This is a genomic window from Amphritea sp. HPY (genome assembly GCF_050870985.1).
In the GTDB taxonomy this organism is placed as follows: domain Bacteria; phylum Pseudomonadota; class Gammaproteobacteria; order Pseudomonadales; family Balneatricaceae; genus Amphritea.
Window position 1 is genome coordinate 3,740,717 of record NZ_CP194015.1, and the last position, 24,908, is coordinate 3,765,624.

The 24,908-nt window shown below is 50.3% G+C and carries 16 protein-coding genes; 2 read left to right on the forward strand and 14 right to left on the reverse strand.

Annotated features, from left to right (window positions below; genetic code table 11):
* A complete protein-coding gene (rnr, locus tag ACQUQM_RS16635; protein ID WP_432470997.1) occupies window positions 1-2,349 on the reverse strand; it encodes a ribonuclease R in 2,349 nt (782 codons plus the stop codon).
* A gap of 793 nt (window positions 2,350-3,142) precedes the next feature.
* Between rnr and ACQUQM_RS16640 the strand changes: the two genes are divergently transcribed.
* Window positions 3,143-3,649, forward strand: a complete 507-nt coding sequence (locus ACQUQM_RS16640; protein ID WP_432470998.1) for an FKBP-type peptidyl-prolyl cis-trans isomerase — start codon at window positions 3,143-3,145, stop codon at window positions 3,647-3,649.
* 60 nt (window positions 3,650-3,709) lie between these two features.
* Here the strand turns inward: ACQUQM_RS16640 and ACQUQM_RS16645 are convergent, their stop codons facing one another.
* Complete coding sequence (locus ACQUQM_RS16645) at window positions 3,710-4,156, reverse strand: universal stress protein (RefSeq protein ID WP_432470999.1); 447 nt, start codon at window positions 4,154-4,156, stop codon at window positions 3,710-3,712.
* A gap of 432 nt (window positions 4,157-4,588) precedes the next feature.
* Between ACQUQM_RS16645 and ACQUQM_RS16650 the strand changes: the two genes are divergently transcribed.
* Window positions 4,589-7,102 (forward strand): methyl-accepting chemotaxis protein, encoded by a 2,514-nt coding sequence (locus ACQUQM_RS16650; protein WP_432471000.1) that lies wholly within the window; start codon window positions 4,589-4,591, stop codon window positions 7,100-7,102.
* Window positions 7,103-7,130: 28 nt separating this feature from the next.
* Here ACQUQM_RS16650 and ACQUQM_RS16655 read toward each other — a convergent pair whose 3' ends face one another.
* The 12 genes from ACQUQM_RS16655 to ACQUQM_RS16710 form a co-directional block, all read right to left on the reverse strand.
* On the reverse strand, window positions 7,131-7,382 hold the full coding sequence (locus ACQUQM_RS16655; RefSeq protein ID WP_432471001.1) for a hypothetical protein: 252 nt from the start codon (window positions 7,380-7,382) through the stop codon (window positions 7,131-7,133).
* A gap of 1 nt (window position 7,383) precedes the next feature.
* Window positions 7,384-9,540, reverse strand: coding sequence for a two-component system response regulator (locus ACQUQM_RS16660; RefSeq protein ID WP_432471002.1), 2,157 nt, complete (start codon window positions 9,538-9,540; stop codon window positions 7,384-7,386).
* The gene (locus ACQUQM_RS16665; RefSeq protein ID WP_432471003.1) at window positions 9,521-12,385 is read right to left on the reverse strand and encodes a cache domain-containing protein; all 2,865 of its coding nucleotides are present in this window, start codon (window positions 12,383-12,385) and stop codon (window positions 9,521-9,523) included. Before ACQUQM_RS16665 ends, ACQUQM_RS16660 begins: the two co-directional genes overlap by 20 nt.
* 5 nt (window positions 12,386-12,390) lie before the next feature.
* Window positions 12,391-13,554, reverse strand: a complete 1,164-nt coding sequence (locus ACQUQM_RS16670) for an ABC transporter substrate binding protein (protein WP_432471004.1) — start codon at window positions 13,552-13,554, stop codon at window positions 12,391-12,393.
* A gap of 49 nt (window positions 13,555-13,603) precedes the next feature.
* Window positions 13,604-14,761: an ABC transporter substrate-binding protein gene (locus ACQUQM_RS16675; RefSeq protein ID WP_432471005.1), complete on the reverse strand. Its 1,158-nt coding sequence runs from the start codon at window positions 14,759-14,761 to the stop codon at window positions 13,604-13,606.
* 83 nt (window positions 14,762-14,844) lie between these two features.
* Window positions 14,845-16,437 (reverse strand): hypothetical protein, encoded by a 1,593-nt coding sequence (locus ACQUQM_RS16680; RefSeq protein ID WP_432471006.1) that lies wholly within the window; start codon window positions 16,435-16,437, stop codon window positions 14,845-14,847.
* A 1-nt stretch (window position 16,438) separates the two neighbouring features.
* Window positions 16,439-18,100, reverse strand: coding sequence for an MFS transporter (locus ACQUQM_RS16685; protein WP_432471007.1), 1,662 nt, complete (start codon window positions 18,098-18,100; stop codon window positions 16,439-16,441).
* 10 nt (window positions 18,101-18,110) lie between these two features.
* Entirely contained in the window at window positions 18,111-19,265 is a 1,155-nt protein-coding gene (locus ACQUQM_RS16690) for a diaminopimelate epimerase (RefSeq protein ID WP_432471008.1), read from the reverse strand.
* 425 nt (window positions 19,266-19,690) lie between these two features.
* Window positions 19,691-21,526 (reverse strand): GGDEF domain-containing protein, encoded by a 1,836-nt coding sequence (locus tag ACQUQM_RS16695; RefSeq protein WP_432471009.1) that lies wholly within the window; start codon window positions 21,524-21,526, stop codon window positions 19,691-19,693.
* A 217-nt stretch (window positions 21,527-21,743) separates the two neighbouring features.
* The gene (locus ACQUQM_RS16700) at window positions 21,744-23,189 is read right to left on the reverse strand and encodes a PhnE/PtxC family ABC transporter permease (RefSeq protein WP_432471010.1); all 1,446 of its coding nucleotides are present in this window, start codon (window positions 23,187-23,189) and stop codon (window positions 21,744-21,746) included.
* Window positions 23,190-23,250: 61 nt separating this feature from the next.
* A complete protein-coding gene (locus tag ACQUQM_RS16705; RefSeq protein WP_432471011.1) occupies window positions 23,251-23,901 on the reverse strand; it encodes an ATP-binding cassette domain-containing protein in 651 nt (216 codons plus the stop codon).
* Complete coding sequence (locus ACQUQM_RS16710; protein ID WP_432471012.1) at window positions 23,901-24,761, reverse strand: putative selenate ABC transporter substrate-binding protein; 861 nt, start codon at window positions 24,759-24,761, stop codon at window positions 23,901-23,903. The genes ACQUQM_RS16705 and ACQUQM_RS16710 overlap by 1 nt, the downstream gene beginning before the upstream one ends.
* Window positions 24,762-24,908 lie beyond the last annotated feature (147 nt).

Here is a 24,908-nt window from a genome sequence, read left to right on the forward strand (position 1 = left end):
TTACCGCTTATACTTACCTGCCCCTTTAGATCTGCCTTTACGGGATTTAGGCTTCGACGATTTTTGATCATCCGCCTTGTACGCCAGTTCAAACTCAATCTTGCGCTGATCCATATCGACCCGTACGACCCGAATATTGATCTTATCGCCGATACTGAAACTAGCCCGGGTTCGCTCGCCGACTAAACGCTGTTGCGCCGCATCAAACTGGTAGTAATCATTATTCAGCGCGGTGACATGCACCAGGCCTTCGACCTGAGTATCATCCAGTTCAATAAACAGCCCGAAGTTAGTCACACTGCTGATGACTCCGGGGAAAATATCGCCAACGTGATCCTGCATATATTCGCATTTAAGCCAGGCTTCGACATCCCAGCCAGCCTTGTCGGCACGACGGGATACCAGTGAGCAATGCTCCGCCAGATTCTTCATTTTTGATAGGTCATAAGGGTAACTCTTGCCCGCTTCAAGGGGCGCGGCACTTTTAACCCGATGCACAGGATCCGAACCGACACCGGTCACCTTTTTCAGCACCCGGCGCAGCGCACCGCCACTCTCAGTACGACGAATCACCGAGCGAATAGCACGATGTACCAGCAGGTCTGGATAGCGACGGATTGGCGACGTAAAGTGCGCATAGGCGGGATAGGCCAGACCAAAATGCCCCTGGTTATCCGAGCTGTATTCCGCCTGGCTCAGGGAACGTAACATCATAGTACGGATAATTTGCGCATCGTTGCGCTCGCCGATACTGCTCAGCAGGCGATCATAATCGGCCGGCGTTGGTTTATCACCGCCTGTCAGATTAAGGCCTCTTTCACTGAGGAATTCCCGCAAATTTGTCAGTTTTTTATCTGCCGGTCCTTCATGTACCCGATACAGCGCCGGCATATTCAGCTTTTCCAGAAAGCGAGCGGTCGCTACGTTGGCACAGAGCATAAACTCTTCGATCATCTTATGCGCGTCGTTACGGACCACCGGCACGATCCGGTCAATTTTCCGATCTTCGGTAAATTTAAACTGTACTTCCTGCTTTTCAAAATCGATCGAGCCACGTTTGGTACGGGCTTTGCGCAGTGCCGCGTATAGCTGGTGCAGCGTATGAATGTCCGGCACGACAGCCGAATGCTTCTGGGCTGTCTTCTTACCCAGCCCCGACTCCGGGGTCGATAGCAAAGCGCCTACCTGAGTGTATGTTAACCGGGCATGTGAATGAATTATGCCCTCAGAGAACTTATAACTGGTCATTTTACCGGCGCTGTTGATCGCCATTTCACAGACCATCACCAGTCGATCGACATGGGGATTCAGCGAGCACAGACCATTGGACAGCACTTCCGGCAACATAGGCACTACATGACCTGGGAAATATACTGAGGTGCCTCGTTCTTCCGCTTCCTGGTCCAGTGGGCTGTCTGGCACCACATAGTGCGATACATCGGCGATCGCAACAAACAAGCGCCAACCACCGGATTTTCTTTTTTCACAATACACCGCGTCATCAAAATCGCGGGCGTCTTCACCATCGATAGTGACAAACGGCAGGTCTCTGAGATCTGCACGGTGTTGTTTATCGGCATCACTTACTTCATCACCCATCGCTGCAGCTGCTTTAAGTGCATCCTGAGGCCATTTATGGGGAATATCATGGCTGCGGATAGCAACATCGATCTCCATGCCCGGCGCCATTGAGTCGCCAAGCAGTTCAACAACCCGCCCCGAGGCATTGAAGCGATTACAAGGGTATTCGATGATCTCAACGGTGACATACTGCCCCGCTTGCGCGCCCTTTAGCTGGTCATCTGCAATATCGATCTCATTCCGGATACGGCTGTTTTCAGGCTGCAGAAAGAAATCGCCATCCTCAAACCTCAAACGACCAACAACCTGAGTCGTATTTTGCTCAAGTACATTGATAATCCGACCTTCCTGACGTCCACGACGATCGACACCGCTCACCCGAACCTGAACCCGATCACCATCAAATACTTTTAGCATCTGGCTATCGTGTAAAAACAGATCGTCACCCGGGCCATCCAGCGTCAGAAATCCAAAGCCATCGGGATGCCCGATCACCCGGCCTTCAAGCAGGTCTTCTTCACGCAGTAAGCTATAACCATTACGCGGATCAAACGCTAATTGTCCATCGCGCTCCATCGCCCTGAGACGACGCCTTAGCGCTTCTTTTTCTTCACTTTCGAACAGTTGCAGCACATTACCCAACTGCTCCCGGTTTAACGTTTTACCAGGTTCGTCGAGCAAGCCCATAATGTATTCGCGACCCGGAATCGGGTTGCTGTATTTTTCAAAATCTGCAGCGTTAATCGCTGCTTTAGAGTCTTTACTCATCTTTTTTCTCAAATAAAGCAGCCTCAAGCTTTGCCCTGGTAATTTGTTAAAACCACTGCCGCAGCAGGTCATATAGACGGGGAAAAGTATCTCGGCTGATTTCACTCAACTCGGTTAAGTGATTTAAATTAGGAGGGTATTCAAAACAGCTTATGTTCGCTCAGGTGCTGTGCGTTTAGCCTTAATCTGAATACCATAAATTATTTATGCTGAGGTTCTTAATATATTAGCTCAAGCATGTGACACATATATTTACTCTGCCGCCGTCTTTGCTTTCTGCAAATCAGTGCACCGGCGAACAGCTTTAGCCTGAGCTTTTCCCCTCGGCTAAGCATGGTCTGAACAATAGCCACAGCATGAGCAACAACATCACGCCCTGATCACTGTTCTATCCGATTCTGACCCGGTATTTTATTCGGCATTTTTTTAGCATAGCCTCAACACCCAATAAAACAGTATTCTGGCATATCGAAAAAGGGACAGAAAAGAACGTAGATAGCGAAAAATAAGACTGGGATTTAAAACGGAGGGACGAGAATACTAAGTGTAATACAACGACAACAAATGGTTAAAAAATAGACTTCTTCTAAGCTGCACCTCACTATATAGAGTTACTGCGCGTTGTCAACGCATCGATTTTAAAAGGTTTTTTCTGGCAGGCTGATTATCCCGGCAGAAAATCATCTGAGTATAATTTATTCAATGTCGTTATCCCTACCCCTGACCGGCTGCAGCAACCGTTAATAGTTTTCTATCCCAGCCTTGAGTGACCGGTTTTTCCCCGGTAAAGTGCATGCCTCTCTCCATTTATATTGTGATCTATATGACTGAAATTATTCTCTTCGTTGTGGTTGCCGCCATTGCCATCCTGCTTTACAAAAACAAAGAAAGAAACAAGAAGCTGGCCGCCGAAAACATCGCCGCTGGCAGCGCCTTTCTGGCAAAAAATGCAGAAGATCCCGACGTCGTTACCACAAATTCAAGACTGCAATATAAAGTACTTCAGGCCGGCACTGGCGAGCAGCACCCTTTCGCTACCGATAAAGTAACAGTGCATTACCACGGCACACTGATTGATGGTCGGGTATTTGATAGTTCAGTTGATCGCGGTGAACCGATCGCATTCGCCCTGAATCAGGTAATCAAAGGCTGGACCGAAGGGGTACAGTTAATGGTTGTTGGCGAGAAGCGCCGCCTGTTTATCCCCAGCGAACTGGCCTATGGCCTGAGTTCTACAGGTATTATCAGCCCGGGTTCTACATTGATCTTTGATGTCGAACTGCTGGCGATTAATAATTAGCCACGACATAACCTCAGCCCCTTGCAGGAACAATCTCAGAGGGGCCGGGTAAGCTCCAGCTTAACGGACAACAAACACCGACACACTGGCATGAGATGCTACATAGCCGGCGTTTGAAGAAAAAACATACTCGATCAGACCCGGTACGTGCGAAGCCATTACAATAAGGTCTGCACCGAGCTCTGTCGCGGTCTGCATCAGCTTTGCATCCAGATCCACCGCGGGGTCATGGCTGATAACCGCCCAGGATGTTACTTCAGGCAGGCCATGTTTATCCGCTTGTTGCTGTGCAAACAATTCCAGCTGATTTGCAAACTCATCCGGATTATGCGCAATTTCACTGGGCAGTGCTGATGATACTCCCACATAGCAAACCGGAATCTGATACATCCGGGCAAGATCTGCCACCGTTGTCAGCGCCTTACCCAGATGGTCAATGTGAACCAGATCCACCGGTACCATTATTTTCTGATAGTTTACCCGCTGACTCTCATCTTTATGATCCATAGCAAGCCTCCTCATACCCGGTCTGAAATAGCTCGGGGAAAAACCAGTTAGTCTGCTTAGAAGTGTTACAGAGGATTGGAGAAGAACAAGTTCAGCCACTGGAAAATACCGCGCAGCTCAATAGCCATGTTCTGAGATTACTGAGGTGGTGAAACGACAGAATAACCTGTCTCCTCAATTTGGGCAGCATTCATCGGGGAAAGCTTTGTATAGCAGTACCCCATGATCAATACTCAGCAAACATGTGATGCAAAGTCAGGCGACACTCTGCAAGCCACTAATTCTAAAAACAACTAATAAAGCAACGGACGTGCAGCTGATTGCTTGCCAGTAGTACCACTACCAAGGCTTTAATCATATCGTCTGTTACCATCCCCCTCAGAATTTAAGAGGGGATATAAACTACATAAATTGTAGTTTTTGGAGGTCTGGGTGAAATCGTTTAATAACTTGAAAATAAGTAGAAAATTACTGATCAGCTGCCTGCTGATCGGTTTAGTGCCTTTTGTAATACTGGCTTCTATTTCCGGTTATATCGCCAGCCACTCCCTTGAAAAGCAAAGCTACCATCAGCTGGAGTCGGTGCGTGGTATAAAGGCCAGGCAGATTGAAAACTTCCTGGCCATTAGCCGAAGGGACACTGAGGGACTAGCAGCACTGGTTCATACAATGATTGAAAATGGAACTCTTTCTGAAGCCCTTGAGAATAAAGATAAAGATCATAAGAATCTGTTTGCAAAGTACCATGACAGCTACGGCTACTATGACCTGTTCATGATTGAACCTGACGGGTTGATATCGTACAGCATCATGAAAGAGTCAGATTATAATACCAATCTGATCACAGGCCCTTACAAGGATAGTAACTTAGGCGAGCTTTTCCGCCAGATCGTTAAAAACGGCACGTATACGGTTATGGATATTCAACCCTATGAGCCGAGTAATGGCGCCCCTGCCGGGTTTACAGGTGCTCCTGTATTCGATGAAGCAGGACAACTGCAACTAATAGTCGCTCTACAGATCCCGCTGGACCCGATCAATGCAATCATGAATCTGCGGGACGGAATGGGTAGTACCGGTGAATCCTATCTGGTTGGTCCTGACCTGCTGCTACGTTCGGATACATTTTTGGATCCGGAAAATCATTCTGTTGTTACTTCGTTTGCAAACCCAGAGTCCGGTAGCGTAAATACTCCTGCTGCAAAAGCAGCCTTGGCAGGCGAAACCACAAGCAAGCTGGTTGCCGACTATAAAGGCAATAAAGTCCTGTCCTCATACACTCAGATAAATGTCGACGGCATCAAGTGGGCGCTACTGGTAGACATCGACGAAACAGAAGCTTTTGCCGCGGTTACCTCTCTGGAAATATGGATTCTGGTAATCGGTCTGATCGGAAGCTTTGCCATCGCTTATATCTCCTGGCGTATATCAGCAGGCATTACCCAGCCGATTATCAATCTGGCCCAGACTATACGCAATGTCGAGCAAAACGGTGATTTTTCGGCCCGTCTTGAGATAATAAATACAGATGAAATTGGTGCTGCAAGTAACGCAGTTAATCAGCTGTTACAGGCAACACAGGACGCCTTAGCAGACACTAAGCAGGTGATGCGAAAAATGGCAGTGGGTGATTTTACCGGCCGGGTAACCCGGGACCTGCGCGGTGAACTGTCTGACCTTAAGCTCGCAATAAACAGCAGTGCAGAACAAACACAGTCCAGTATTAGCACCTTGAGCTTACTGATGCAGCGTTTGTCCAATGGCGACTTTGACACTGAAGTCAGTGGCGAACTGTCCGGCGACTACCAGCACATGGTAGAAGCCAGCCAGCACGCTATGCGCAATATCGGAAACGCCATCAGGGAAGTGAACAGCACCATGGATGCGATGGCAAACGGAAACTTTGAACAACGCATTGAGAGCGAACTTCCAGGACAGTTATATCTGTTAAAACAAAACCTCAACCACTCGCTCGAAGCGATCAGAAAAGCGACTACCGAAGTCGTCACTGTTGCTGAACTGCAGTCACAAGGTAACCTGATCACTAAGGTCAACGGTGATTATCTGGGCCGCTTCGATGAAATTAAATCCGCTATCAATCATGGCCAGCAATCAATGGCAACCCTGGTCAACGAGGTACGTAACTCAGCCAGCGATGTAGCCGGTGCAACCCATGAGATATCCACGGGTAACAACGACCTGTCTGAGCGCACCCAAAGCCAGGCATCTGCGATCGAAGAGACCAGCGTGACTATGGAACAGATAAGCCAGGCGATCCAGATTACCGCTGAAAACGCAGTACAGGCTGATAAGGTAGCTAGCCAGGCAAAACAGGTCACCGCACAAGGTTCTGACGTCATGGTGGGAGCAATCAATGCGATGACTGCGATTCAGCAGTCGAGTAACAAAATCAGTGAGATTACCGGGTTGATTGACAGTATCGCTTTTCAGACCAACCTGCTGGCGCTTAACGCCGCGGTCGAAGCGGCCCGCGCCGGCGATCAGGGCAGAGGTTTTGCAGTAGTGGCCAGTGAAGTTCGCAGTTTGTCACAGAAGTCGGCTAACGCGGCACGGGATATTAAAGTATTGATCGGGGATACCGTAGCCCGTATTGAGGAGGGTACCCAAAAAGTCAGCCAGTCATCTGATGCGTTTGCGAAAGTTGCCGACAGTATCGATGAAGTATCTGTGCTTACCCGTCAGATTACCAACGCCAGCCAGGAGCAGGCGATCGGTATTAATCAGGCCAATATCGCTGTCACTTCCATCGATAAGATGACCCAACAAAATGCAGCGCTGGTTGAGGAAGTTTCAGCGGCGGCGGAGTCCGTCCACGATCAGGCCAAAGGACTCGACGTAATGATGCAACGGTTTGTTACACACGAAGCTGAAGTCAAAAGAGAATGTCAGGCTGAGGCAACAGAAGCAACCGCTCTGAACGGTTAAAGAACCTGACAGACAAAACGACCGGAGGTTACTTCATCACAACCTTGCCGCCAATTATCTTATACGCCGGAACACCCCGTATCAGCGTCTGCCTGGCGAACTCTGCGCCGCAGCCAGGGCAGATACAGGGAGTGACCGTATAGTCTTTGACTATTCGCTCGACAAAGCATTTTACCAGCGCCCCCTTGCCCCCTTTACGATAACGAAACAGCTGGGTGCGACACCGGGCACAATAAATATCGACCCGGGTCTGCGGCCCCTTTCGGTTCGGCTTTGCCATCTCAGACTGACAGGTAGCCTTTACTGCTTTGCAGCAGGTGAGCCATATCCCAGGCGGCCAGCGGTCGGCTAAAATAATACCCCTGCACCTCTTCGCAGTTGTGCTGACGTAAAAACGCCAGCTGCGACTCCTCTTCCACCCCTTCTGCAGTCACACTTAGGCCCAGGTTATGCGCTACAGCGATGATCGCCTGGGTCACCGATGCGTCCCCCGGATCAGTGGTCACATGGGTAATGAAAGAACGATCAATCTTGAGCTTATCGATCGGGAAACGTTTCAGATAACTCAAGCTTGAATAGCCGGTGCCAAAGTCGTCAATCGCAAGATAGACACCTAAGTCTTTGAGCTTATGCAGGGTCTCTACCGAACCATCGACATCGTCCATGAGCATGTTCTCGGTGATTTCAAGTTCCAGGCAATCAACCGGCAAACCCGTATCAATTAATACCTCGTTAACCAGTTTTTCCAGACTCTGCTTGGCAAACTGCCGGACCGAAAGGTTTACTGCAACCCGTATTTCAGGCAGGCCTTCATCACGCCATGCCTTAACCTGGCTACAGGCCTCCCTGAGCACCCATTCGCCAATCGGCGAGATCAACCCTGTTTCCTCGGCAACAGGGATAAATTCTACCGGCGAAACCATCCCCAGCTCGGCACTGTTCCAGCGTAGCAGGGCCTCCGCACCGATAATCCTGCCGGTTTCAAGATCCACCTGAGGCTGATAATTAATTGACAGCTCATTATCATCGATCGCCCGCCGCAAACAGCTTTCCAGTTCCAGCCGGCGTTTCGCCACCACGTTCATCGATTTAACAAACAGCTCATAGCCATTCTTACCGGCATGCTTAACATAATACATCGCGGCATCGACATTTTTCAGCAGGCTATCAACGTCTTCGCCATGGTGCGGGAAGATCGCAATACCGATGCTTGGGGTGACCACCACCTCGTGGCCGGAAAGGTTAATACTCAGCCCTATTGCGTCCAGTATTCGACGGGCAATATTCTCAGCATCTTTCACCTGACCGATCTCGGACAGTAATACGGTAAATTCGTCGCCGCCAAAGCGGGCAATCAGGTTATTGTCTGTGTCATTACGCAACTGACTATCACTGATACTATCGCTGCTGCGCAGGCTTTCGGTTAAACGACTGGCCACTTCTTGCAATAGCTGATCGCCAATGCCGTGACCAAAGGTGTCATTAATTCTTTTGAAGTTATCCAGATCCAGAAACAACACCGCCCCTAAGTGACCATGGCGCTGTGCCCGCTCCATCGCCAGATGCACCCGTTCCCGGAAAACACTGCGGTTAGCCAGCCCGGTCAGGCTGTCAAACCGGGCCAGCTGAAGGACTTTATCCTGCGCCCGCTTCAGCTCTGTAACATCCAGTACGGTACCGGACACCAGCGTCGCAACACCCTTCTCATCATAGAAAATCTCAGCCTGATGCTGCACATTCAGGCAGCTTCCATCGGACTGTTCGATACAATGGTTCCAGCCCCACAGTTGCTTCTCTTCATGGCCTTGCAGCATGCCATGAATCCAGCGGCGGAACTCCATTCGTTCAGCCCTCGGCAGCTTACTGAGAAAGCTACGATAACTGGGTTTTACAACCCCACGACGAACACCCAACATCTGATATAGCTGTTCTGACCAGTAGATCTCATTATTCTTCAGATTCCACTCCCAGTTACCCAGCCGGGCGATACGTTGCGCATTGCCTAAACGCGACTCGCTCTTCTGCAGTTCCTGCAGCTGTTCTGTGGTATCGCTGGCGCGTACCATATAGCGCAGTCGATGCGCCAGGATCTGCCAGTTAAAAGGCTTAGTGACAAAATCAGTGGCTCCCGCCTCATAAGCCTGACGCACCGAATCGATATCATCCTGCCCTGTCGCCATCAGGATCGGCACCAGTTTGCCGCAGGGAAAACTGCGCAGCTGCTGGCAGACTTCAAATCCATTCAGTCCAGGCATTTCGACATCCATCAGCACAATATCCGGCTGAACCGCCTGAAACAGCTCTAGTGCAGCGATTCCATCTTCCGCCTCTATGACAGCGAAGTTTTCTTTTCCCAACGCCTGACGGGCCAGAAGTCGGGCCGTGACATCGTCATCAACCACTAACACTCTGGTCAATTCAACTGTCTCGCTGCTCATTGGAATTTTCTGCATTATTATTCTCTTGGATTTTTATTAATGCCTCCCTGGCACACTGGTATTCTGCTTCAATACCGGCACATAGCTCCGCTGCCCTATCGAGATTATTTTCCCGGCCTACCAACTCCATCGCTTTGCATAACTCAGCTAACTGATGGGCACCCAGATTATAGCTACTGGATTTAAAGCTATGGGCGGCCTTACGCAGCATCTCGGCATCAGCCCGGTCCAGCCCCTGCCTTAACTGTGCAATATCGGCGGGCGACTTTTCCAGATAGGCTTCGATAATACGGTTAAGAAAACTACCGTCATCATCCATCTCCCGTAGCTGCTCAATCGTTTCAGACTGCAGCGGTTCACCCGACTCTGTAAGTAACTGCCCAATGCCATAGGTGGCAGTCGGTTCTTCAACCACGACCAGCGCAGGACTTGTTGCTTCAGGAAGCCAGCGCTGCAGCATTGTCCCGATCTGCGATTTACTGAATGGTTTAGACAGATAATCATCCATCCCCGCGTTGATACAGCGCTGCCGATCATCCAGCATCGCGTTGGCTGTCAGGGCTATGATCGGCAGTCGGGGGGCGCCACGCTCCTGCTCCCCTTGCCGGATTAACTCTGTCGCACGGTAACCATCCATCTCCGGCATCTGACAGTCCATCAACACCAGATCATAGCGCTGTTCCTGCAGCTGATTCAGGGCCTCGATACCGTTCCCGGCCAGGTCAACACTCACCCCCAGGCCGGTCAAAGCCTGCACGGCATATTCCTGGTTAACCAGATGATCCTCGACCAGCAGTACTTTGCCCTGCAATGCCCCCTGCTGAGTAACCGAGCTGATAACCGGCAGTGCATCGGCATTCAGCGCCTGATCGGTTTTCTTCAACTTAAGCCCAAACCAGAACGTGGTTCCGCTACCCAGCTCACTGGTAAAGCCGATACTCCCACCCATCATCTCGATCAGTTGCTTGGAGATAGCCAGGCCTAAGCCGGTGCCGCCAAAGTTACGGGTGGTCGAACTGTCTGCCTGGGAGAACGACTCAAATATTGCATCCTGATGCTCCGGTGAAATACCGACACCGGTATCCCGCACCCGGATCTGTAACGACAGCTCCGTCGCTGACTGATCAAAAATCACCGCCGACACCGAAATTTCGCCACTATGAGTAAACTTAATCGCATTGCCTATAAGATTAGTCAGCACCTGACGTAAACGGGCCGCATCACCCAGCACCTTGGTATTCATCTCTTTGGGCAGGTTACAGCTGAGCTGCAAGCCTTTTTTCCCGGCCTGTGGCGTAAGCACCGTAACCAGGTGTTCGATCAGTTCCTGCAGTTCCAGTGGCCGGTTATCCAGCTTTAGTTTACCCGCTTCAATTTTAGAGAAATCCAGGATGTCATTGATAATATCCAGTAAGCCGGAGCCTGAATATTTGATCATTTCCATGAACCGACGCTGATCACTGCTCAGGTCGGTTTCCAGCACCAGGTCGGTCATTCCCAGGACACCATTCATCGGCGTTCGGATCTCATGACTCATGGTCGCCAGAAATTCACTTTTCGCCTGACTGGCTTTTTCCGCGATCTCTTTTTCACGTCGCGCCTGCTGAATATTCTGGCGAATAGATGACTCCATAAAGACAAAAGAATCCGCCAGACGGCCAACTTCGTCGCGATATTCCATTGCCAGACGTTTAATCTTTATCGTCTCTGGATTTTGCTGACTGAAATCCTGCGTCGGCAAGGCTTTCGCGTAAGAGGACAAAGTATTTAGGGGGCGGGATATACGGAACACCAGAAACAGCGCAGCTCCTAACCCTATAAGAGAGATCAGACCAATAACAATACTCTGTTGCTTAATCAACGCCTTGCCCGGCGCTTCAATCTCAGCCACCGGCACGACAACACCCAGGTACCAGTCAAACGCTTTAAAGTAACTGATAAAGACTTCGACATTACGATCGCCAACAAATGGATCGCTATAACTGATAGCACTCTCGTTATTATCATTGGCGGCAATAATGTTATCCAGCACCGCACTGTACTGAGGCAGCCAGCCGGACCGGTCTTTAAGCTGTTCCAGGTTCTCCCCCGGCGGCGGGATAAGGATCTCTTTATCTCCGTTAAAGAGGAAGGCATAACCGGTTTTAGCTATCTGAATCTTAGTAAAAGTCTGACTCAGGGATGCGACAATAGTATCCATCTTGCGCTGGCTCTCCTGCTCGACATTATCAAAATTGACAATGACAGCCAGCGTCCAGGGCCAGCCCATGACAGGTAGAAAATGCCCCATAAACTTACCCTGCTTTGGACTCCCGGGTTTCTGCCAGAAAAAGATACCACTATCCCCCCGGGGACCCAGTTGATCATCCTTCATCGCCTGGTAAATCAGTCGCCCCTTCACATCCCGAACATCAGTAATCGACATCCCGTCCAGCTCTGACTTACTGTGGGCCAGCACGGTACCATTACGGTCAAACAGGAGTAACTCACCGCTGTTGTAATCGACCTTTCGTAACCAGCTTTTTGCCCGTTGCTGTGCCTCTTCTTCAGACAAATTGGCATAGCTGTTAAGCAACATAAATTCGCGCAGTACCGAGCTGCTCATATTCGCGGTATGTACCATCTCCGCTTTCAGCTGGGTTAACAGCTCAACTTTTTCGCTGATCAGCTGATCATAACTGCGGCGAATGTTCAGATCAGCCAGCTGCAATACGTTTTCCGCTGATGACTGCTCTGCACGTAACATGGCACTGCCAACATCACGCTGAGTAAAGTAAAAGGTTCCCGCCGAAGTCATTACCAACACCAGCAGGATCAGGGCAAGAATCTTAAATTTCAGTGACATAAGGGTCATTCAGGCTGCTCTATCTGCCAGTACAATTTGTCTGCCGCCGCCAGCAGTTCCGCGTTCAGATACAAACCGATATCCTCAGCAGTTTTCATATTCAGCAATACGTTGGAAGAACCCTCAAACACCTGGTTCAGGTTCCTTGGTTTAGCGCCATTGATAATCCGACCAATATTTTGCGCCAGGAACACCCCTTCCGGCCCGACCCCGGCCCGGCGGGCCAGGCTCAGCAACCAGCCGTAACGCACTTCCCGCTCCCCGTTTTGGGAAAACGTCGGGATAGCATTTCGGTTCGCAATGGAAACCAGCGTAGGCGTGGTCCTGGCATTAATTCCCCCCTGTACCGAAACATATATGGCATCAACCTCATGGACCAGTTGTTCAAAACAACGTACCACGCTTTGTTCCGCCTGCTGTTGATCGGCAATATCGCTTTGGGTATAACAAGGCACAATCTCGAACCCCAATTCGATTGATGCTTGTTCCAGCTTGTCCATAGCGGCATAACTTCGGCCATTAACGGTATTTTCAAAGGGCACGCCCAGCCTCTTAAATCCGATCAGTTTATGGAATACTTGTATCTGTTGTGGCAGCAGACCAGGATCATAACTGGCGAACAGATGATCAAAACCGGAGTCATCCAGACTGGAGATGATACCGGAACGCAGTGGATCACTGGTTGATATGACCACCACAGGAACCCGGTGCAGATGATTTGCCAGATCCTGACCGGCCCAGGTACCCATAGCAAAAACCATATCAATATCCTGACTATGATTGAGCCTGGATATCAGGTTATTACGAACCTCACGACGAGCGCGGGCATCCCAGTCTGCCGAGTAGTAGCCATCAGCAACAAACTCCAGACGTTCACTCTCAACATTTTGCGAGACCCAGAGCCATAGAGCCTGACTATCCCGACTGCTGAAATCAGGCAGCTCAACAGGTTCAATCCAGCCCAGCTCAATCAGCCCATCAATAGTCGCAGCCAGATAGCTATAATAATCATCAAACCCGCCGCCCTGATAGTACGCGATACGCCAACGCTGCTGCGGCTCACCCTGGGGGCTACTGCTATACACTTCGGAGCTGGCCTGGGCGGTCAGAGTGAAACAGAGCAGTATCAGCGACAGCCCGGTCAAAATCCTTTTTATCTGTTTCATCATTCTTCAGTATTCCAGGCGTGCAGGTAATAGAAATGGCTGACGGTATATATCATTCGTTTTCCTGAATATCGCGGTAGATCTCATCTGCAGCACCCAGTAGCAGAAGTGGTGGATTGAAGCCGACAATCTCTGCTGTTTTAAGGTTTACCGCCATGCGTGGAGGCTCTTCAAAAAACTGACTCAGTTGATTAGGCTGAGCACCATTGAACACTTTGGCAAAAGTACCCGCATGAAACTCACCGACATAACGGAATCCTGCCTGGGAAAGGCTCAGCAGCAGGCCTTTACTGACTTCAACGGAACCGGACATAGAAAAAGTTGGAATACGATATTGATTTGTAATCTTAACCAGCTTAGCAATACTGTTACCGTTAACTCCGCCCTGCTGCGTGACATAGATCGCATCAACCTTCGGCGCCAGCTCTTTGAAACATTCCACAACGCTTGCTTCAGCCTGAGAAACATCGCTGATATCACTGAGTGTATGGCAGCGTACAATATTAAATTTGCGTTCCTTTGCCAGCCGTTCAATCACTTCCAGCGCCGCATAGGTACGGCCATTTTCTGAATTTTCATAAGCAACGCCGAGGTTTTTAAAACCGACAATATCGTTAAAAACCCTCACTTGCCGGTCATATCGGCTCGGATCAAGCGTGGCATGAATATGATCATAGCCGGAATCTTCAACACTCTTGATTATTCCCGCCGCCAAAGGGTCGCTGGTAGAGAGGACCATGGTAGAGGTTCGGTGTTTATCATTGGCCAGCTCTTTTCCTGCCCAGGTACCCATCGCAATCATCAGATCAATATCCCGCTGACTATTCAGACGTTGAATAATCCGCGCGGCTATTTCCTCTCTGATCGTTTCATCCCAGGCAGCGCTATAATGGGCATTCGGCACAAATTCGATATACTCACTTTTGGCATTGGCCACCAGCCATTGCCACATCTGCTCCGTTTGTTCACCTTGCTGCGGCGGAATCTCTGTTGTTTCGAGCCAGCCCAGCTTCATCAAGCCCTTTATCGTTTCGGTCAGAATTTTCTGATAATCGGAATATTCACCGCCTTCGAAGTAACCAATACGCCAGGGTTTACCGGCATTAGTTACTGGTTGAGTATCGAACTTCATTCTGTCTTCAGCAAAGCTAAGCGGCGACATCAAAGTCAGAATAGCGGCTATACTGAGCAAAAATTTTCTTATAAACATTAGTGTCTCCTTCCCCGTATAAGGGAATAACAGCTGGCAATTACGTCCAACACTACTAACATCCATGGCAGTCAGTGCGCTTTTCAATAAAGTTGTCTGATCACAACTTTATCTTTCAACAGTTGATCATTCTCAGCAGCCAGAACCTGCTGCCAATCCCCTTGTGGTAATAGTTCATGCAATGCATCCGGCATCGTTTCAGCCAGAGATGCCCGATGCGCATCAGCCAATGTTAAACGGGTAATGCGCTGCAGCTCCTCGCTATTCAAGGCCCCGCCACTAATAATTTCAACGGGCCCGGCCGGGATCAATCCCGACCCGGTGGCTGACATAACCGCCTGCATCCCGGACATATAACGATCCGTGAATACCTCTTCAACCAGTTTTGCCATTGCCCGGGTAGCGGTCTGCGATGCTAACACTTCGCTGACCCCCTGCTGCATCAGCGGCAGGTACTCAGCCTGATAATAGCCTCCGGCACAAGTTACCCCCCGCGCCAGAGCAATAACCAGGAAGCAGGTGAAAACCGACGGCATTATGCGACCCGCCTGCAGCTCGCAGAGTAATGCCTGGGCAGTTAACTGAACTTCTCTGACAACACCATTGTCATCACAGCCTCTTAGCAGGTAGCCATCGCTATCGGCAACCATAGCCAGAGGAATTCTCCGCCCCTTATCATCAACGCCCCAGAACATAAAAGTACCGCAGCCGGTGCTTGCACCGCCGGACGGAGTGTTACGACCAGTCCAGCGCTGTTGCAGTTCAGTGTTATTCCAGCAACCGGATACGCTATCAAGCCGCGCTATTAACAAGTCCCGTAACGGGCCGTTAAACAGCAGTATCGAAACCAGGCTCTGCGGATTATTCAGATCAATAGATAATAACCGTTCTGCTATCTTTTCCAGCTCCAGATATATGAGTTGGGGCGCTACAACATCGTCAGTAAACAAGCGCTGCCAGATTCTGTTATTCAACACTACAGACTGATCCGAATAATTATCCAGCTGCAGCACATCTACTGCGGCATATTCCTGCAACAGCAACTCATTTAAAGTGTCGGCAGAGGCCGGGTAAACTTCACTATTTTGTTGCTGTTTAGCCAGCCTTTTAAACGCCTGTTGCAACATCGTCTGATCGAGCCCCCGCACCCGGGCAACCGGCTGACGGCGTACTTTATTAGAAAACAGCGGCACCCTTGTAAGTTGATCACTCCTGCCAGGCGCGCCATAGAGAAGCCCTCCCCGGGGATAAGTCATGTTATCCAGGGGAATATTGCCACAGGCAAATACCGGGACTGTTTTCAACAACGGTCCTTGCGCTTGTCGCAAGCTGAACAGCAACGTCCCCTGGACCGATTGGGCAAAGTAATCCACGCCATGATGATTGGTGGTCAGGGCGACCGGACAACTGACAATATCCACGGCTGCCTGGCGGGCCAGCGCAGGACCCAGCAAAGGGGTCGCATAATCAGTAATAACATCGGCAAGATCACCTACCGGCTGGGCAGTGTCGCTGCAATAGCTGCAAACCCACTGCAGATATTCCGATACCGTTTTATCGCCATATTCAGACAGTACTTTCGCCACTGTCGGCAGATGCGCCCGAAGCTGCTGCATAAACAGTTCTGACAGCGATGCCGGCGCTACTTCTATATCCTTACTGAGAAACAGGTTCACCTTACACCGCCTCCTTGCTGACCGGTTTCTGCAACGGTGACTCAGACTTACCCGATAGCCACCAGAACAAGATAGCGGTAACAAAATAGCCAACCCCGAACAACATAACCGACTGTTCAATATCTACGCTGACAATCAGTCCGGCAAAAATCACCGGTCCCAGCATCTGCCCTATACGGCTGCTGGAGCGAAATACCCCCATCGCCTTACCCTCACCAAATTGCCGTGTCACATCCTGCTTCAGGACGAACGCGCTCTGCGCGGAAAGCACCAGACAATTCGACAGCCCAAGCAACAGTACGGCCAAAGTAACGGCGATAACGCCTTCAACAAAATAGAACACCAGAAAAGCACAGCTCCCCAAAATACAGCCCAGCACTATCGGTATGCGTTTTGTCTCACTGCGATCAGCAAAGCGCCCTACCGCCGGCCCAAACAGCGCGAGAACTACACCAAACAACATCAGCACCTGACCAATTGTCGATTCACCTGCACCCGCCCGATTGAGATAAACAGGACTAAAGTAATTCAGAAAACCAACCACCGCTATCGACGCGGGCAAACTACTGAATAAGGTAGCAGCCAACACCTGCCTGTTACTAAGAAACGCCATCACGCCGCTCGATACCGTCGGTTGTTGGGCCGCAGTTAAGGCAATTTCGTGGGCTGGCTCAGGGTTATTCTCCCGCAGCTGCAACCAGGCATAAAAGATGACGCTAAAGACGATAATGCCGCCACAAAGGAAAACCATCGAATAACCGAAGAGTTCGGCCATCACCGCTCCGGTAGCGGCACCACAGATACTGCCGGAGTACAGACCGGCAAAAAGATGCGCCAGCCCGCGGGACTTATTCGCACTGTCAGTATGACGAATTACATACCCCTGGGCTGCCAGCAACGTCAGGCCATACCCCAGGCCCAGCACACCCCTGGAAAGAATAAAATTGATCGCATCAGTTGCCAGCCATGAATACAAACAACCAACACCTGTCAGCAATAGTCCGGTATAAAAAGGTTGCTGCCAGCCACAGCGATCCAGCCAGACGCCGCACCACAAAATAGCAACGCCGACACAGAAAAACTCAACCGATATAGGCAAACCAATCAACAGATCGGTCGAGATACCAGCCAGTGACTGCGGCAGTTCTTCCATATGCAGGGGAATGAATGACATCGACAGATCGATGCCAAACAGAAACAGGAAGATAGCCGGACGCATCAGTTTAAAATTCACTGGCCGGGCTGGCTCAGAAACTTCGCCGCTATCCCCTGGCTGCATCCCCTGTTGCAGGACTGCCAGCTCAATGGTAAACAGGAAAGCTATCAGCAGCGCCGTCGCAACATCAAATACAGTCAAAGACGGAGTACCCAGGCTCAGGTGCAGCAACAGCAGGCAGGCCAGTGCCGCTAATGAAGCCAATACCAGCAAGTGCCTTTTCATTCGCCCAGCAGCAGCGACAGATAACCGCTGACACCAAAGCCCTCCTGCGAACAGTAAACTGCCCGACAGTAGTAGCGAAATCGCCCCCCAGCGAGCAATTTCATTGAATGACTGAACCATGTCAGCCCGCTGGTATGCCGCAAATAACAGCAACACTGCTAACAGGCAGATAAAACTTAGTTGCAGAATACCGCCGAACATAAACTTTGTGTAAGTACGCATCGGTTCAGCCTTATCCGGTTACCTTAGTCAGACTTCCTGTCTGTTTTTCTAATCCGCCCTGCAAAGAGGAAACCAACCGGCTATTGTCGGGCAATAAACGATAAACCCCATCGAATAGTAATACCGGATCGCTGCTCAGATGCCAGCCATCCTCAGCCCGTTCAATTCTTATACGGGCATTATCATCATGCCAGCGGCAACGATGCGGATGGATCTCAATTTCAGACAATTGCAGCTGATTCAGTTGATCATAGATATATGCAACAGCCAGAGAGCCGGTACCACAAGCCAGGGTTTCACGGTTAATACCCCGTTCAAAACAGCGATTCTCTATCACCGCAGGCTCGTTACGTCGGGCAAAGTTAACATTTATTCCAGCTGGAAAAATATGTCGCATCCGGTTATTCATATAGTTGCCGATATGCTCCACCAGCCAGGAGCCAAAGCTTTCCCGGCGCTCCTGGGTAGCCCCATGATTGGAGCCGGCAAAGATATAATCGGCCAGCTCAGGCACGGAAAAGTCACTATCGGGAAAGATCACCAGATGGGGCTCGCCGGTAAACACCAGCGATGACCTGATACGCAGCTCACTGTCCGGGGTGTAAGCCTTCAGGTCATCGGCACGGAATTTAACCGTCAGCTCCTGCAGCTGATGAATCGCCGGAGCAACTTGTTCGGTAAATTCGCTAACCACCAGTTCCGGCGGCGTTAATCGCGGATGCCCCAGGTTAACCCAGCCTCCGGCACGATCACTGCCGGCTCCGATATTAATGACTTTTGGCGTCGCCAGAGGAATTTCGGTCATGATCGAAGCGCTGCTAATACCATGCTGTTGCAGTAAATGGCTGGCGACGCACATCAGGCCATTACCACAGCACAGGGCTTCTTCACCGGAGGGTTCAAACATCCGGAACAGGAATTCTGCCTGTTCCGCCTGGGGTGGCCAGTTCCAGTATGAACGGTTGCGGGCGATCGCTTGCAGTGTAGTATCGTTGCAACGCTGAATGACCAGCAGATTGTCACAACCTACGCCAAAACTGGTATTGGTTGCCTGGAACGCAAACCGAGACATCTCATCCTCGCTAAGCAGGTTCTGCTCCGTCTCGTCGACGATCACAAAGTTATTGCCGCAGGATGTATATTTTACGAAAGGAATCAACTGCATAGTACGTATCCGGCTTCTTATTCTGGAGGTCGAGTACGCGCCTCATCCCCACGTTTATATGCTTCCGGCAGCACTATTTCAGGAGTACATTAACCATAAGCCAGCTTCAACAAGAGCCCTGATTAATCTTCTGTCACCCATAGATACTACCGGGGATCAATGATAAAAAGCCCTGTTACGATGCCTTTCTCTATACTCTATTGGCGAAAAAACGTGCTGCAACAAGGCCCATCCAATCAATTAAAACATACGTTTAAAATGATTATCCGAGCCAATTTAGCATCCTCTATCACTAATGGGCAAACAGCGAATACTCAAAATGGGATAAACAATAAAGTAAAACTAATCAGATCTGCTTGCCGGACTAAAAACAGTTAACCGCCCGGCCAGCCGATGTGGAAAAATGAAATAGGGAAACGGCCCTGCTAACTGACTATACAGTTACGACCACGTTCTTTCGCTTTATACATCTGACTATCCGCCTGGGTCAGCGCGTGGCCAAAGCCATCGCCGCTGTGCCACTCGATAACCCCACCACTAAAACTGACTTTAAGGGTGGCGCCATCACAGAGTTCTATCGACTGCTCAGCCACATCGGCAAGTATTTTTTCCATTAACCGGTGAGCACTCAACAGATCGGTATTCGGTAACAAAACCACAAACTCTTCACCACCGATCCGGCTTACCGAGTCGGTAATCCGCAACTGCTGTTTCAGCATTGTCGAAAAACGCTGTAATACAATATCTCCGGAACTGTGACCGTAGCGATCATTAACCTGCTTAAAATGGTCGAGATCAAGCATTACCACAGCAATTTTAGTACCATCCCGATTTGCTCTGCGACGCTCCTTCACAGCCTCTTCAGTCAATGCTCGCCGGTTCATCAATCCGGTAAGAACATCCGTCGTTGCTAATCGTTTCAGTTCCCGCTCGCTACGCGCCAGCGCCTCAGTCATCGTATTAAAAGCCTGGGCCAACTGCCCCACTTCATCATTACTGGTAACTACGGCCTGTGCTTTCAGATCGCCCCCGGCCACCCGCTGTACCGAGCGTTTTAACCGCACTATCGGCGATATAATATGACGCGCCAGAAAAAAGATCAGTACAAACAAGAACAGCAAACTGACCAGCAGCCACTTTGATACCTGGTACAGCAGCGCCTGGCCAATATCTTTCCACTCCTGCTCAGCAACGAACACCAGCAACTGCAGACTGGAATCACTCCTGATCAACTGCTGATACTCCTCATCTGACACACCTCGCTCTGAAACCTCATCCTGTCTGAGGAGCCGTCCCAGAATTTTTTCATCCGCGACATTATCAACCGATAAGAATCCCGCCAGAGCCTCCTGATAACGGGAGCTATTCTCTGATAACTGATCCAGCTGTTCTAACTGAGCGATATTCAGATATCGGTTGGGCGATACAAAGCGACGAGGCTCTCCTTTCAACAACACCACATCCGCAAGGGAGATGCCCAGATCCTTCAGACTTTTACGCATATTTAACAAGCGGTTCTCTATCTGAGTCCGGTCCAGAAAAGCCGTAAGATAACCATTAATTTGCTGCTCACAGTCAAGTAACGGTTGTGTAAAGAGAAAGGTATCCCGCCTGTAAGGCAGGCCCAGCGCCTCGGCCTGCGCCCCGCCGGAATAGCTGATATGTATCGGTGGCGTTTGTAACAACTGATTAAGATTAAAAATTTCGGCTTGTAACTGTTGATAACCTTCAGAGTTAACCTCACTGTCGGACTCTAACCTCAGCGCAGTAAGAAAAAGCCGGCCCTTTTCCTTTCTCAGATCCGGAATACTGTCCTGCCAGACCTTGAAGGCGAGCTTGGTATCGTCAAAATCAGCGACCGGCAGTAACAGAGTATTATTAAGTACATCGGGCTGAATATGCTGATCACTGTAACTGGAAACGACTCGACTATGCTGAACCCTTCCGCTCTTATCCGACACGACTAACGCGGAAAAGCCCCGCACCTGTCCCATCAGGTCCCGTACCAGTAGCTCATAATTACCACCCCGGACACTATCATCGCAGCTATCCATACCAGCCCTGACGATGGAAAACTCACTGGCCCGCAGCCGCAGGTAGTCATTTAGTTCCCTGGCACCTGCGCCGGATACCAGAGAAGAAATATGACCAATCTGCTCTGAACTGGCCTGTAGCTGCACCTGATAATAGTTCCAGGTAAAAGCAATAACTGGCAATGCTACCGGAAACATCCACAAGAGGATTTTCAGTATCAGATTCACTGCTCGTTACTCCTACTAACCATAATGCTCCAGCTAACCAGGCTGCCATTAAACAATGTCGTTTCTCAAACAGCCTCAGACTAATTCCAATGTATTCCGGAGGTTACTCAAGAAGACAAAAACTCGTGGCTTCAATCAAGCCCAGCTTACAGAATAGCGTTTGCAAAGCTTAGAGGAGCTGCAGGAATCATCAAAATGGGAGGTATGAATAATGCGATCAGCAAGCGGAGTGGTGGGTCAGGCGTAGCCGGTTACGTAAGCGGCGGGCAAAAGTATCAACCAGAATATTCAACAGGGCCGCTATTCCGATCAGCACCAGTGCTATATCAAAGCGGATCTCCTGTATCGCGCTATCAACAAAGAAGCCTAATGTGTGTATCCCCAGGATACCCAAAATAGCCGTTTCCCGGATAATCACCTCCCAGCGATAAAACAGAAAAGCCAGGAAAGCACTGTAAATACGGGGCAACACCTCATAACTATAGCGATCGACTCCTGCGACGGTGTCTTGTCGCAGTTTCAATCCGTTACTGCGCTGACCGATCAGAAATCCGATCAGACTGCCATTATGAATCGCCAACGCTATAATCGCTGGCAACATCGACGGCCCCCACAGCTGTAACAAAATATAAGCCAGCAGATACTCCGGGGTAGAGCGGCCGATAATCAGCAAGATATGCCCGGCAAACCGACCTTTCGCGGGCATCAGTTTTTGCGATACCAGTGGGAATAGCAGCAGCGTCAGTATAGCGGTCAGCACCAGCGCTATCTGACTCAATACCAGGGTATTCCACAGCCCTGGCAGAGCCTGAACATAGACTATTTCCTGCAACCATGCCCCCAGCTCAACCCAGGTATCCGTCGCCCAGACATGCTCAGCCCGCCGCAAAGGAGCCGGCACAATATCTTCGCTGATGAAACGGCCGAAATTACTCCAGACAATCGGCAAACCGCGATCCAGCATAAAAGGTGCAATCGCCAGCAGCAGCGGAATTAACCAGGATTTAAGCCAGAATCGCATAGTCCCGATCAACAGATAGAACAGCAGCAACAGAGTGGCGACTTCAGAATAAAAGCCCTGGGCAAAAGAGGACTCCAGGTAATAACCTAAGGTCGGTATGCCAACAAAACCAAGAATAGCGCTGCTGCGGATACCGCACTCCAACCGGTAGCGGGTATAACTTACAAGGTGCGGCCAGGCCTGTGGAATTCGGGTATATAACAGAGCAACCAGGCCGCCACAGGATACCGGCAATACCCGTTGCGGAGTGGCTGAGGTTTCATCCAGAATTTCAGCATAAATCTTGGCGAAAACACCGCTGTAAGGAATAGCGATAGCCAATAGTCCGGTCAGCGGGTGCAGGCCAAAAAATTGTAGAAATATCAGCGCCCAGAACAACTCATGAACAGCCCGTAACAGCGCTGTGAGTCCGCGCACCCAGCGATGATGGTAGATCAGGGCAAGCAGTAATCCACCGATAGCAGCGAGGGCAACCCCCAGAAAGGCAAATGCCAGAGTCGTGATCAGTGCTTCACCAACAATACTGAGTATCGGCAGGTCCGGCGCCAGCATAGCGCTGACAAAACGCCCCATCTCCCGCCATGGATTAACCGAGGTCAGCGATATATCAGCCAGTAAAAGACACAACAGAGCACTGATCAAAAAAACGATACTGACCTGCAACCTTGGCGAAAACCTGAACTGATCCCGGCCCCTCATCGACTCAGTAAAATTCCAGTAAAGACTGTTGAGAAAGGCGCTGCGCAGGCTGGTCCAGCATTATCTGGCCATCACTGATGCCGACAATTCGCTGCCCATAACGTAACGCGAGCTCGACATCATGCAGAGCGATCAAAGCGGTAGAATAGTGTTGCGTGAGACAGGCCATCACCTGATCTGCTTTAGGACCATCCAGCGCTGAGACAGGCTCATCCGCGAGCAGGATCTCTGCCCCCTGATGTAGCGACCGGGCTATCGCAACCCGCTGTTTCTGACCACCGGATAGCTGATCAACCGACTGCCAGATCTTGTCCTCTATCGACATTTTCTGCAGCCAGGGGAGTACTTTATCGACCTGTTCGGCAAATGGCCTGATCAGATTGACAATATTGTAGCAGCGCGAATGCCGGTCCAGCTGCGCCATATAAACATTGTGGTAAACCGATAAGGTACCCACCAGCCCCAGGTCCTGCGGCAACCACGCAGCCCGTTGCCGCAACCGGTCATAGACCTGACTCAGCAGAGTCGATTTACCGCAGCCGCTCTTGCCAATAACAACAACAATCTCACCGGGCGTAAGCTCCAGCAACAAAGGCCCCAGAATCTGCCGGTTATCATAGCGGACACTGATGTCCGTCAGATGAATAGCTGACATCAGTCCAGCAGGCCTACCTGTTTAGCGACCTGACGAATCGGCTCGTAATCTTCATTAGCCGCTGGAATAAACGCTTTACGCGGGAAGCTCTTGAGCAGTTGTGGGTCATTCATGTCGACCAGCGCCCGGGCAACCCGGTCGGTGAAGCCGGCACCGAATACCGCGTCAAGATCACCGCGCGCGGTCCATTGATAGTCAGGATAAGTCGGCGTTTGCCAGATCACACTGACCGCATCAGTATCCACCTTGCCTGCCGCGACAGCGCTTTCCCAAACCTGATAGTTAACTGCACCTACCTGATAGGCCCCGGACTCAACCAGCGCGATAGTACGGGAGTGGTTACCGCTGAAACCGACCCGGCTGAAGGTTTTTTCAGGAGCCTGAGAGAATTGCTGGCGCAGATGGTATTCAGGCATCAGACGACCCGAAGTAGAACCTTTAGAGCCGAAGGTAAAAGTCTTGCCTTTGAGACTCTCTTCCAGCTTATCTGCCGGCTTCAGGCCGGTGCTTTTATGAGCGATAAAATAGGTTTTAAACTCAGGGTCTTCTACCCCCTGGGCAAGCGCCCTTGAACCCACGACCAGTTCACGGGCTTTTACACCTGACAAGCCGCCAAACCAGGCTAGCTGAACCTGATTGTTACGGAACGCAGTAATCGCCGAGGCGTAGGACTTCACCGGCACAAAACGGACATCAACTTCCAGTTGCTGCTGCAGATAGTCTGCCACTTTCTGGAAGCGCTGCTGCAGTTTGGTTTCATCCTGATCAGGAATCGCAGTAAAAACAAACACCGGAGCCGCATTCACCGCACCAGAAACAAGCATCAGGAGCAGCGAGCGGAGCAACCATTTTGACAGCATGCAGAAGCCTCATTGAGATCTTAAATCGGGGCGCTGATTCTCGCATAATTATGCGTCTAAGTAGATAGAAAAACGTCGCGATCCAGGCCAAAAACAGCCTGAATCAGCCACCTTTCAAGTTTTTTTGACCGACTCCAGGTCTCTGCT